Origin of the sequence: Burkholderia sp. PAMC 28687 (genome assembly GCF_001577465.1) — a bacterium.
Lineage (GTDB): Bacteria > Pseudomonadota > Gammaproteobacteria > Burkholderiales > Burkholderiaceae > Caballeronia.
Genome location: NZ_CP014506.1, coordinates 1,150,565 through 1,163,671, shown reverse-complemented (window position 1 = coordinate 1,163,671; position 13,107 = coordinate 1,150,565). Strand labels below are relative to the sequence as shown.

Sequence of the window (13,107 nt, the reverse complement as noted above, 5' to 3'; positions counted from 1 at the left end):
CCGAGTTTAGGCTGCTAGAGCGCCTGGGCCTGTTCGCGCAACAGGAACTTCTGAATCTTGCCGGATCCCGTTCTTGTCAGCGGTCCGAAGATGATCTTCTTCGGCACTTTGAAGCGTGCCATGCGTTCGCGACAGAAGTCGATAAGTTCCAGTTCAGTGACTTGTCCGTCATCCCTGAGTTCGACGAAGGCGCATGCGACCTCACCCCATTTCTCGTCGGGCCGCGCCACGACCGCGGCGCCGACTACCGCGGCATGCCGATAAAGTACGTCCTCCACTTCGAGCGACGAAATGTTCTCACCGCCTGAAATGATGATGTCCTTCGAACGGTCCTTGATCTTGACGTACCCGTCTGGTCCGACCACCGCCAGGTCACCGCTATGAAACCAGCCGCCAGCAAACTCCTTCTCCGTCGCATGCGGGTTTTTCAAATATCCCTTCATGATCAGATTGCCGCGGAACATGATCTCGCCCATCGTCTCACCGTCCCATGGAACGGGCTCCATGCTTGCCGGATCCATGACCACCATGTCTTCCTGCATTGGCGCTCGCACACCCTGACGTCCGTTTAGTTCGGCGCGTTGCTCCAAAGGAAGTTCGTCCCAACCGTTCTGCTTGGCGCATACGGCAGCGGGGCCATAGGTTTCGGTCAGCCCATAGACATGCGTAATGTCAAAACCGATCCGCTCCATCCCCTCGATGACAGAAGCCGGCGGTGCAGCGCCTGCGATACAGCCCGAAACCCTGTGCTCGATACCGCTGCGGGCCTCTTCCGGCACGTTGATCAGCATGGTATGCACGATCGGTGCGGCACAGAAATGGGTTACTTTGTACTTCTTGATTGCATGGAATATGGCCTTTGCATCCACGCGACGCAAGCACACGTTGGTGCCGGCATTGGCCGCCATGGTCCAGGGGAAGCACCAGCCGTTGCAATGAAACATCGGCAGTGTCCACAAATACACTGCGTGTTGCGGCATGCCTAACGACAGGATGTTCGACACCGCGTTGAGGTACGCTCCACGATGGTGATAGACCACTCCCTTCGGGTTACCGGTGGTACCAGACGTGTAATTGAGCGCAATTGCATTCCATTCATCTGAGGGCAATGACCACTCGAAGTTCGCATCGCCTTCCAGCAGGAATGCTTCGTAGTCTTTTTCACCAAGAAGCTTTCCGCCCTCATATTCCGGGTCATCGATGTCGATCACCAGCGGTCGCTCTTCAAGCATTGGCAGAGCATGCGCCATAATCCCGGAGTACTCTCGGTCGGTGATGACAACCTTGGCTTCGCCATGCTGCAGCATGAAACCAATAGCCTCTGCATCAAGGCGCAAATTCAGGGTATTCAGCACCGCACCGATCATCGGCACCGCGAAGTGGGCCTCGTACATGGCCGGGACGTTCGGCGCCATCAGCGCCACCGTATCGCCCACCCCGACACCACGTTTTTTGAGCGCGGAGGCAAGGCGCAAGCAACGCTCATAGCATTGCTTCCACGTGAACTGAAAATCCCCATGAATAACGGCAACATGGTTCGGGTAAACCAAGGCGGCGCGCTCGATGAAACTGATGGGCGACAGGGGAACATAGTTAGCACTGTTCTTTTCGAGCCCGAAGTCGTAGGGGTTTATGCTGGCCACAGCGGTCTCCGTTCGGTATGTATTTTTTAAAAAACATTTAATAAGTACTTCAGAATAATTAAACCTGGTTTTTATTACGGTATTTTCGACTTCGGTTTTTTTATTAAGGTCTTTTCGGTTCCAGATTCGCCTTGTGACGCGAAAGCGCGCTCGAATGGAATCCGCTCTCTCTTTTCATTCCAGCACCATCCGGAGCCACGGCGTTGATCTACGTCAACCCTGTGTGAGATCTTCACGTTTGTGGGCGACCGCATAAGAGAGCGCTACGCAGAACGCAAATGAGTCTTATCGCTGGCACGACCTTCCAGCAGCGCTCAGATACAGCGGATAGTGTCGTACGCCATGCGGGTCATCGACTACTAAAGTTTGTCAACACCCAAAGCGGTTGCTCTCGACTTAACGCGAAAGCCTTTCCATTGACAACAAGCGTCATTGGCTCTCCCACATCCAGCGTCACCTCAAGGCTTGCGGTAGCGTGTTCGATCTTGATTTTCAGGTACCGCCCCCGCCACTGCAATCCAAAACGAAGACTCTGCCAAGCCGCTGGGATGCGGGGATTCAAGGTTAAATGGTCCGCGTGCAACGCTAGCCCCGCAAAGCCGAATACGACCATCGACCAAATGCCACCCAAGGCCGCAATGTGCACGCCGCCGTCAATAGCCGCATGGTTGTCTTCGAGGTCAATGGCCGACGTGCGGCGAAAATAGTCCAGTGCGGCTTCTGTCTCTCCCAGTCTCGCTGCGACGACCCCGTGCATCGCAAGGCTGAGTGAGCTGCCATGAGCGCAGCGTGGCGCGTAGTAGCCGAAGTTTTTTGCGCCTGTGTCTCCGGGAAATTCGTCCGGCAGCAACGCGAGAAGCGCCACCACATCGGCCTGCTTGACGATCTGGCATTGACGCGTCTGTTCTGGGCCAAGTACCACGTCAATGGGCACCGATCGACCGGCATAACGTGAAAGATCCACGTCATCCAACGAGAAAAACCCCGCAAACTGCTCAAAGAGACCCGTTTTCGGATCGAAGCCGGTCATTATTGTTTCGGCGACGGTACGCCATTGCCCCAACTCGGCATCGCTCAAGGCGAGACGGGCTGCCAGGCTTCCCCATTGTTCGGGCCAACGTGCGCGCAACCATTCCACCACGTCAAGCGCGCGCCGGATGTTGCATCGTGCCATGACATTGGTGAAGGAGTTATCGTCGATTGACTCGTGATATTCATCTGGACCGATGACGCTGCGCACGTGGCAGTGACCATCCGGCTCCGGCCGCGCACGGCTCGACCAGAACCGGGCGGTCTCCATCAGGATTTCAGCGCCGGCATCGCGCATGAAACCATCGTCTCCTGTGGCCTGCCAGTATTGCCAGACGGCGTAAGCAATGTCCGCGCTGATGTGCTGTTCCTGCCGTCCACATTTGACCTCCACCAGCTTGCGGTCAGGCCCGATCACGTGCAAGGGGCACGTCTCTGCGCCGGTATCCGCAGACTCCCATGCGTAGAGCGCCCCACGCCACCCCAGTTCAGCCGCTTTCGCGCGGGCACCATCGAGCGTGTGAAATCGGTACATAAGCAGCGCCCGCGCCGCGAGAGGCCATGTCAGGGTAAAGAACGGAAGAAGGTATATCTCAGTATCCCAGAACACGTGTCCGCGATAATCGTCGCCGGTCAACGCCCGTGCCGCAATAGACACATGCTCGTCGTCAGGGTTCGCTGCCCCGTTCAGATGGTAGAGGGCGAACCGCAACGCTCTTTGCGCGGCTGCGTCTCCTTCGATTTCGACATCACTGCAATGCCAGCGCTTGGTCCACGCTGTCTCATGCGCCGCCACGACGTCCGACCACCCAAGTTTGCGGGCAACATCAAGCGCCCCTACGGCATCTTGGCCCGGATGAACCTCTCCTGCAACGCCGCACGTCACGGCCACTGTCCGCGCAAGACAAACGACCTGGCCAGGATGCGACGTCCAGCGCCATGACCATTGCAATGGGCTGCTTGATGTCGGATCAATATCCACGCCGTCGATGCGCAGCGTCAAAGTTGTCGCCATTGCAAGGCGTTTTCCGGACGAGGTTGTATTCCATACCCCCAAACCCTGCTCGACCCGCTCTGGCAAGAGACTCGTGTCCGACACCTCAAGGGACGCGTTGAGCGTGATCTCGGCTTCGCCCCGCTCGAACTCCATCTGAATGAGCTGCAGGCCGATCGCGCGATGGCTGAGAGAAGCAAGGTGCAGGCTTCGTAACCGGACCCAGACGACGTCTGCATTGGAGAGCCGTGCATCGGTCAGCAACAAGCCCCTGCGTAGATCCAGTATCCGATGCTGGGACTTCCCATCGCCCTCCCGGTGCGTCAATGGAACACCGTCGCGCAGAATCCGGACTTGAAGCCAGTTAGGGGCTGCAATCAAACCTGGAATGGCATGTTCTTCGTCTGCCGTATCGAACAGTCCGGCTACCAAGGTACGCGACGCGCCAACCCATCTCCCACCCCGGTGTATGGCGCGTGCTCCGCGCACACCGAGGAAGCCATTGCTGATTGCGAAGCGCGACCCGCGGCTGCCTTCGCGCAATGGATCGTATCCGGCTTCCTCTATGATCCATTCGCAATCGTCTGTTGGAGTCAACGCGCCGCTGAGGGTAGTAGCGACGGTCATGGCGCGCGTCGGCAGAGCCGCCCTCGCGCAAGTTCATCGATGGAAACTTCGTCGAGGCTGGTCACAACGAGGCTTGCGCCTGCCGCCCAGAGCAGGTCTGCATCATGAAGCCGGGCGACGCCCAGCCCCGTCATCCCACCGGCACACGCGGCTTCGATACCCGCTGGCGCATCCTCCACCACGAAGCAGTTCCTGGGCGCTGCTGCCAAATCCGCGGCAGCCAGGAGGAATATCTCCGGGTTTGGCTTACCTTGTCGTAAATCCCGGCCGCAGACATTCGATCCAAAGACATCAAGCAGAGTATGGTGCGTGTCCAGTTGAACGCGCTTCATCATTTCGTTAGCGTTCTTTGACGACGACGCGACAGCCATGGGCCAACCTAACGCCATCACGTCCCGCACGAAACGCAGCGCGTCGGGAAACGCACTCACCGCCCCCGCATGAATCAGTTCCTCCAACCGTCTTTGCTTGCGCTCGGCGTAGACTTCGGCCAGTGGACCGGCGTGGGGCAGATCCAACGCCTGCAACGCAGCGAGAGCGCCGGCGAGCCGCGGTTTGCCTGCAACCTGAGACTGGTACATGGCCGTGGTGAAGCGAGCTTCATCGCCCGAGTTTCCTAGCGCTTCACGCCAGGCGCGCTCGTGAGGCGAGGCAAGGAGGACGCCGTCGACGTCAAAGATCCCCGCCGATAATGTTCGAGGCCCTTGTGATACGGAAACCGGCTCTTTGCTATGCGTCATGCTCGGCCCATGCCGAAGACGCAAATACCGATGTTTGAGCTAACAGAATCTGAGGTGCTTTCAGCGCCGACTGCGTCACGACTTGCATATTCAGTTGAATACATATCCAAGCTCCAGAATGTCAGGCTGCGTACTGCGAAAACGGAGACATCCACGTCCACTCAAAGCGCCGGCACGAATTCGCTGCGACAAAAAAACATAGTATCCGGCGAAAAGACAGTCAGAAAAAGGTTCGGAAAATACTCAGACTGACTCAACCGAAATCAATAGCACTTGGAAAACCTGGAGTGTTCGCGGAGGCGCACAGTCTGCATCGCCAAGGGGTGGTTTGCCGTTCACACGGCGGGAAGGCGCGGCGCTGTGACACCTGGCGCAATCCTTTCACCGTCGTATCGCGTGCCCAAAAATACGCGGCAGACCGGCCAATCCTACGGCAATGACCGCCAATGTGGCTGTATGTGGCCCCATGTCCGCCGCCATGCCTTCGTCGAGAGGCGCGCGATCCAGTCTGGTCTAGGTCGAGGGACATCGACCAACGAGAGCCCCTCCACAAAAGCTGATTAGTGGACGAAGGGCTCGGGCTCCAAAGGCCAGAACGATGTCAGAGCGATCGGCACTACCGAGGATGGTACGGGGCGGAACTCCGCTCGCTATAGCAGATGAATCAGGTTCGTAATCTGATGATGTTCTATGACCCTGCTATAGCTATGCTCGCGCAGCAACTCCAACGCCACTTTCGGAAGCAACTCTTAAAATTGCAATTACTTTGTCAAAATCCACTGGCTTGACGAGGTGATGATCGAATCCGGCCGCCAACGCTAGCTGCCGATCTGATTCTTGACCGTACCCGGTGATGGCAACCAGCACGGCCTTGTGACTAGTTTCCTGTGCCCTTATGCAGGCCGCTACCTCGTACCCAGTTAACCCCGGCAAGCCAATATCCAATAGCACCACGTCTGCTTTGAACTCGCGAAACGCCTGCAGCGCCGCGTTTCCCTCATGGGCGATGAGGACATCGTGCCCCAAGGTTTCTACAAGCATCGACATGCTTTCAGCGGTGTCGAGGTTGTCATCAACCACCAGGACACGTAACTTGGCGTCGCCCTGTTTGTTCGTCTCCGATCGTGCTAAAAATGGTTGCGGTGCGGGAGAGGCCACCGCCGGAATACGGACAACAAATTCGCTTCCCTGGCCCTCAACACTTCGAACATCGACGCGTCCTCCGTGCATTTCCACGAGACTTCGCACTAAAGCCAAACCAACCCCCAAGCCGCCTCGCGATCGATCCAGGGATAACTCCGCTTGCGTAAAGAGATCGAAGACGTGTGGCAGAAGCTCTGGGCCGATTCCCACGCCAGTATCGCGGATGCGCACCACGCAATCTTCACCCTCCTGCTCAAGAGTCACCGTCACATGACCACCTTCTTCCGTATATTTGGCGGCGTTAGTCAGCAGGTTCACAAAAACCTGTTCCAGACGAGCGGCGTCGGCGTACACCCAGACGACTTGTGGGGACAACGACACCCGCAGCTGGTGTCGCCGCAAGTCCATCAGATGTCGGACGGTCTCCACCGCATTCTCGATAATCATGCTTACCGCGACCAGGTCGTTGCGCAAGAGAACTCTGCCGGTTGTGATGCGAGACACCTCCATCAAGTCGTCGACAAGTCGGGTCAATTGGATCAACTGACGCTCGATTATTCCCCGCGCACGCCCCTGAACGGGGTCCTCGTCACACTGCAGCTTCAGAAGGCGCACTGCATTGGCCATTGGCGCCAAAGGATTGCGAAGCTCATGACTGAGCATCGCTAGAAACTCATCTTTTCTGCTATGCAGTTCGGCCAAGGCATCTGTCTGCTCTTGAAGTTTTCGCTCCATTCTGGATTGGACACTGATGTCGCGAATGTTGCATTGGGCCACGGCATGCTGATTTACCGAGTAAATGTTGCTGATCACCTCTACATCGATGCACTTCCCGTCTTTTGTTTCCAGCGGCAGGTGACGGTAGCGAACATAACCGTGATCCTGCAGCTCTCGACCAACGGACTGGCTCGCCGACTTATCTGCAACAAAGCCAAGTTCCCAGAGTTCCTTGCCGAGTAGCTCTGCGACAGAGTAGCCAAGCAAATCAAGGAGGAATTGGTTTGCGTCGGTGATTTTCAACGTTTTCGCGTCGAGCACGATTATTCCGTCCTTGGCGCTTTCAAATAAGCGCTTGTACGGAACCTCGGAAACCAAAGCGGAGGTTTCTGAACGATGGCCACCCGTGATATCGTCAAAGGTCACCATGATAAAGTGCCCGCCGCCATCATCCGCTCCCAGACGCCGTACATTCAGCGCGATGATCCTCCTTCCTACCCCAGGGAAGTCCACTTCGAAGCAGCAATCTCTGGTGGTACGATGGCCCGATTGGATTTCATCCAGCGCAACTCGGAAAATTGGAGTATCCCATTGTTGTTCGTTTAGCTCATAAATCCCGAGACCCTCCGCACTTACTTTTGAAACGGCGAATGCCTCGCAGAATGCTGCATTTACCCGTACGACGCGAAGATTGCCATCGAGCGTGAGAAATGGCGCGCGAATACTTTTGACCAGGTCGTTAGCATCATCGAGAGCAAGCTGCATGCACCGTGATTGCCGAGCACGTTCAGTGGCGTCTCGAAATATAACCACGGCTCCCGCCAGTTCTCCAGCGTCGTTGAAAACCGGCGCTGCACTACCGTCGATCTGCTGTCGACCACCCGTTTTCCCGATCATTATCGAGGTCAAGCTCATTCTAACGACCCGATTTTCACTCTGCGCCTTTGCAATCGGATTCTCCGGCACTAAGCAAGTGTCTTGATCGGCTACATTGAAGACCTTCTCGACCGCCATTCCCACCGCCTTCGCTTGCGTCCAACCGGTTAATAGCTGTGCCGCAGCGTTCAGGAAGGTGATATGTCCATGCGCGTCCGTCGTGATTATCCCTTCACCCATGTTTGCGAGCGCGGCGTGAAAATGGTCGAATTCAAAGGGCAACGCGCCGGCCAGACCTTCATTAGATGCAGTCATACTCCCCCACTTTGTTTTTCGATTGCTTGCTAAGCGCATTTTTGACATCAAGCTCGGAGCTCAGTACCGCAACCAAATATACTGACCACGATTGCCATGGGTGATCTGTTGAACGTTGGGCGACGAGTCGCGTGCAGTCTGTCCTCTTCTTCAAACGGAGGCGTCCCCTAAGACGAAAACCACTACATACTCTGTTCAGCAAAGCGAAGAACGGTCCAACTTGAATACTTGGGATATTGAGTGCGGCGAACAATATATACGTAAAACTAAGTAAAAAATTCTAGCCTTATCCCTTGGACCTGGAGAGAGGGCTGCGCATCCAGGTCCCGGACAATCCTTATCTGCAACGTTCGAGTCTGCTCCCCCCTGCACTGACCAGCGCCGTCGTTTTTTAACCGAAATCCGAAGTCCACAGGACAATGTTCGGCAGAGAACCGGTAGACCTCACAAGATCCTCAGCCGAGCGAATACTGGGATCTTTACCACGTCCAACCCAAATGAAAAAACTACCGACGCCAAAAGTACACCCGCGACCACGCTTACCGGTAGTGGCGTCATTGCTATTCCGACGACAGCCAACGTTGAGGCGATCAGCACGTCTGCAAAAGTCGAGGCGACTAACCAGCGGCTCGGCCGAGCCCGCCACAAATGTTGGCGTTGACGCACCGCATATACCGTTGCCTGGCCACCGAATACGAGAACAATGAACGTCAGAGTACACAGCGCTCCGGCGCCGAGATCAAGGTTAAATTTCCCGATGCCGAGCACTGCTACGCAGAAGGCAAGCAAGCAAAATCCAAGGATTACGCCCGCTATGGTCAAATTGCTAATACGCCAGGCATTAGGGTTAGCGGATGGTTCGACGTTGTCGGTGGTCAACGACATCGACAGGAAATCACCGGTGATCATTACGATAACCATGAGTAGCGGAGTGAGAATGGCGTGCCCAGTCATGACCAACCCGGTCGCCAGGAAGAGCACGGTGACGATTTTTTTCATAATCGATGTCAACGTATAAGTGAGGATGCGCTGGAATGTAACTCGGCCCTCCTTCACGGCGGCAACGATACCGGCAAGCCCCGGTTGGATCAGTACCATTCCTGCGGCCGATTTGGCTACGTCCGTTGCAGTTGACACCGCAATTCCGATCTGCGCCTGTCGCAAAGCAGGCGCATCGTTGGCGCCGTCTCCGCACATACCGACCGTATGGCCGCCTCTCTGGAACTCTTTGACGAGCTTGTACTTATCCTCAGGCATGACGCCAGCGAATATTGCAAATTTTTCAGGTTCGACGCCACTTGGAATGGCGCCTGCGGGGCAGACCGCGCCGTTGAGTCCGACCGCGCGGGCCACGATCGCTGCGGTCGCCGGCGCGTCGCCCGTTACCATTAGCGGCTGGACACCCAAGCCGCGTAGTTCGGCGATGAGTGCCGTCGAGTCTGGTCTGGGTGGATCGCTGAGCGCAATAAGGCCTGCCAGCGTCATGGCTCCCTGCGGCCCCACGGCTACGGCCAACACCCGGAAACCCTGTTTTTCGAGGTCATCGGCAGATGCATTCGCGCTTGTAGACGGCTGCGTGAGCGCGATAACCACCGCGTATGCTCCCTTCACAATACGCACGCGTGCTCCGCTTGCATCGGTCGCAGTCGCTTCTGACATTTTCTTGGCCGGATCAAATGGTAAAAAGTTGATCATGGTTGGAGCATCAGAAACACTATTCTGCGAAGCTTCCGTCCGGATCGCGGCGTCAACCGGATCTTGACCGCCGTCAGCGCTCGCTAGGGATGCGAGCGCCAACACGTGCGGCGAGTCAAAACCGCTCATAGCACGTACCGTCGTCACCTTCAACGCATTAAGTGTCAGCGTTCCTGTTTTGTCGATGCATAGGACATCCATCGTTGCCGCTTCGTCAACCGCCGATAGACGCGTAGGTAATACACCGCGTTTCGCAAGCGCCTTCGCGCCGAGTGCGCCCGCGAGCGTGAAGGTTGCCGGCAACGCCACCGGGATCGATGCCAGTACAGCAGTCAATACAAGCGGGACAATCTCCGCCAAGGGCAGCGCAAGAAAGTATGCGTAGACCATCAACACAGCGATCACAATACCGTTGAACGCGGCGAGATTGCGCACTACACGCAAAACGGCTTTCTCTTGGGAGCTCGCGACGTGAGCCCCCCGGACCAGCTCAGCCGTGCGGCCAAATTTGGTACGTACCCCAGTCGCGGTGACCTCTGCCATGGCCTCACCCCGCCTTACCAGCGCGCCCGCGAACGTCTCCACGCCAGGCCCAACCTCGATCGGAACGGACTCTCCCGTAAGCATGGATTGATCCAGGAGAACCTCGCCAGAACTCAGGCGCATGTCAGCGGCGACGACACCACCGAGTGACAGCTTGGCTATATCGCCAGTCACCAGTTCAGTTGCGGGGATGTTAGCCCATCTACCGTCTCGCAGGACTGTTGCGGTAAGCGCGAGCCGTGATTTCAGAGCAGCCAGCGTCGCCTGTGCACGGCTCTCCTGGACAAACCCGAGGGCCGCATTGAACAACAAAAGCGCTCCAATGATTGCCGCTTCGACATACTTACCGAGTGAAATTTCGAGCACAACGGCGGCTTCCAGCATCCATGGGACCGGTGCCCGAAACTTGATAAGCACCATGCGCGCAGGATGCACCGACGTATCCGGCATAGCGTTCCGACCGGACGTCGCCAGTCGGCGTTGTGCCTCATCAGTAGTCAGACCGGCAGGTAAGTCTTCCTTCGAAAACGGAAGCGAGTTGTTCTTTGGGGCGCTGACTGTCGCGCCGGCGGGGTTAAGCGTCATAAATAATCTCGTCGATCGAGCTTACGTTCGCCGAATCGTCAAACAACTAAGACTTTAGGAGGAACGGGCGGTGTATTTTCAACAAGCTGCTCAGGAACCTTGCAGGTGATTGTTGCTGTACTAAACGTGCATTCATAGGGAACCCTTCTGTGTTCGCGACCCGCTTCGAATCCGATAGGGTTAATGCATTACAGCCGACGCGTAGTTTTCCTTAATGTGCAATTTCTTCTCTGGAGGCAGCGGCCAGAAGTCTATTGCGACGCAGCCACGGTACGCCATAGGTCGTTGCCTCGTAATTACGGTTTGCCGCACTCCGGATTTAGTGGCCGACGTGACTTTCGCGTGTCTCGCGACACGTCTCTCGAAACGTGCGTCGGACTGACCAAATGAACCCATTCGAACGCCGGCTAGATCTTCAACTCAGTATGAAAAAACGCCATGAAATACGTTTATTGCTATCGCAAACTAGAAATTATTTTCGTAGCTCCTTGCGTTTTTCCAAATCTGAAATGACCGTTGCCCAACCAATGAATGCCAAATAACCGATCAGCAGCGGGAGCAACATCACATAACTCAATAATATCCAGGAACCGCCTACTTCATTTTGCACGATCACCTCCCGCCTCGCGCGCCGCAGACCTCGACTCTTAAAAGCGAAGGTTGATCCGTGACCACAGTCCGCTAGTCATACCTCGACCGTACTACCATGATAGCTATGATTCATCGGAGCGAGCAGGCTCGGAAACTACTCAGGAGAGGTTCCTGGTGTGCTGGGTCGCGTGCAATGTATTCGGGTAATAGCGAATGCAACCGGACGTCCAACTGACGGGTACGGGGTTGAACAATGATGACCCTCAAGAAGCGCGCACAGATGGAGCGGACATTTGATCGGATCAGGACGCTGTTAGCCAGCGAATCGGAGCTTCAAGGTGATTCATATTTATGTTTTCTGTCGCGCCGGAAATAAGTCGGATAACCGAACCGGGAGGACGTGATGGAATGAGGAGCTCAAGCAGATCGACAACCTAAGCAACTCGCACAATTACCATCTGGATACCCGACCCTCTCTGCCTGGACCATTCTTCCTACGCCCTAAAAGAAGTTCGAGGCGTACTTAAGGTTGCGATGTTGCAAGTGCGTGCCGCCTCTTGACGCCGATCGCCTCTGCATGGTGGTGCCGTTGTGCGAAAACATGGCGAGTCCGGGACTGCCCGAGACGCCCAACGTAAAACAGCAGCGGCCCCAAGTTCGAGCGCGCCAAACTGAGTAGTTTCCGAGTCTATCGGGGCAGCTTTCAACCCCCTATCATCAAAAGCGTCAACTTTGATTGATCGCATCGAGGAAAGACGGGCCACGAAATACTGACCGCTGGGGCCACATGTAGACGTGTAGCGATTCTCTCGTCACATGCATTACCTTTACTCATCCTGGAGACATCATGGCAGTTATTTACGACGACACCGAATTGCAACAGGCAGTCCTTTCTGAGCTTGCCTGGGAACCCAGCGTGATTGCTGCCCACATCGGTGTTACAGCTATTGCTGGCATCGTGACGCTGACAGGGCGCGTAGAGACCTTCGCAGAAAAACACGCGGCCGAAGCTGCTGCATCACGGGTAAAGGGAGTCGAGGCGGTCGTGGAGAATATCGAAGTCCGACTTGCCTTCGATGCAAAACGCAGCGACGGCGATATCGCAGCGGCAGTCGTGAACCGGCTAGAGTGGGATGTCGCTGTTCCGAGAGGCGCGGTTGAGGTGAAGGTGGAAGACGGGTGGATAACACTTAGCGGAGAAGTAGACCGGAACTTCCAGAGAGAGGCCGCCGCTCAGGACGTTGGCCGGCTTCATGGCGTAATCGGCGTGAGCAACCAGATTACGCTCAAGCCCCCTATTAATGTCTTACAAGTGCGCGGAGACCTAATGCACGCCTTAAGTCGTTCGTGGTCGGACTCCCGCAACATTACCGTCACGGCGAACGGCGCAACGGTAAGGCTAGCCGGAAGCGTCCGCTGCCCACATGACCGTGACCTGGCGGTCGCGGCCGCTTGGTCCGCTCCCGGCGCTACCGCCGTGGAGAACGACCTTATCATCTTGCGTTGACGAAACCGGTATGTGAGCGCAGGTCAGCGAAACATTCTAGACGGATAAATCGCTTTCCTAACGGTAAAAGATTCACCTGCATTCGTGCGATGCAAGAATAGG

General features: G+C 56.2%; 7 protein-coding genes. 1 reads left to right on the top strand and 6 read right to left on the bottom strand.

Annotated elements, in window-relative coordinates; genetic code table 11:
- Window positions 1-14 precede the first annotated feature (14 nt).
- The 6 genes from AX768_RS20510 to AX768_RS32880 all read right to left on the bottom strand — a co-directional run bounded on the left by AX768_RS20510 (window position 15) and on the right by AX768_RS32880 (window position 11,517).
- On the bottom strand, window positions 15-1,643 hold the full coding sequence (locus AX768_RS20510; RefSeq protein ID WP_062001870.1) for an acyl-CoA synthetase: 1,629 nt from the start codon (window positions 1,641-1,643) through the stop codon (window positions 15-17).
- Between the two features lie 349 nt (window positions 1,644-1,992).
- Window positions 1,993-4,293, bottom strand: coding sequence for a glycoside hydrolase family 65 protein (locus AX768_RS20505; RefSeq protein WP_062001869.1), 2,301 nt, complete (start codon window positions 4,291-4,293; stop codon window positions 1,993-1,995).
- Window positions 4,290-5,033: an HAD family hydrolase gene (locus tag AX768_RS20500; RefSeq protein WP_062001868.1), complete on the bottom strand. Its 744-nt coding sequence runs from the start codon at window positions 5,031-5,033 to the stop codon at window positions 4,290-4,292. The genes AX768_RS20505 and AX768_RS20500 overlap by 4 nt, the downstream gene beginning before the upstream one ends.
- Before the next feature lie 705 nt (window positions 5,034-5,738).
- A complete protein-coding gene (locus AX768_RS20495) occupies window positions 5,739-8,084 on the bottom strand; it encodes a PAS domain-containing hybrid sensor histidine kinase/response regulator (protein WP_062001867.1) in 2,346 nt (781 codons plus the stop codon).
- 444 nt (window positions 8,085-8,528) lie between these two features.
- The gene (locus AX768_RS20490; RefSeq protein ID WP_062001866.1) at window positions 8,529-10,907 is read right to left on the bottom strand and encodes an HAD-IC family P-type ATPase; all 2,379 of its coding nucleotides are present in this window, start codon (window positions 10,905-10,907) and stop codon (window positions 8,529-8,531) included.
- A 472-nt stretch (window positions 10,908-11,379) separates the two neighbouring features.
- Complete coding sequence (locus AX768_RS32880; protein WP_155524293.1) at window positions 11,380-11,517, bottom strand: hypothetical protein; 138 nt, start codon at window positions 11,515-11,517, stop codon at window positions 11,380-11,382.
- Window positions 11,518-12,345: 828 nt separating this feature from the next.
- Here AX768_RS32880 and AX768_RS20485 point away from each other — a divergent pair.
- Entirely contained in the window at window positions 12,346-13,005 is a 660-nt protein-coding gene (locus AX768_RS20485) for a BON domain-containing protein (RefSeq protein WP_197672661.1), read from the top strand.
- The last annotated feature ends 102 nt before the right edge of the window (window positions 13,006-13,107 follow it).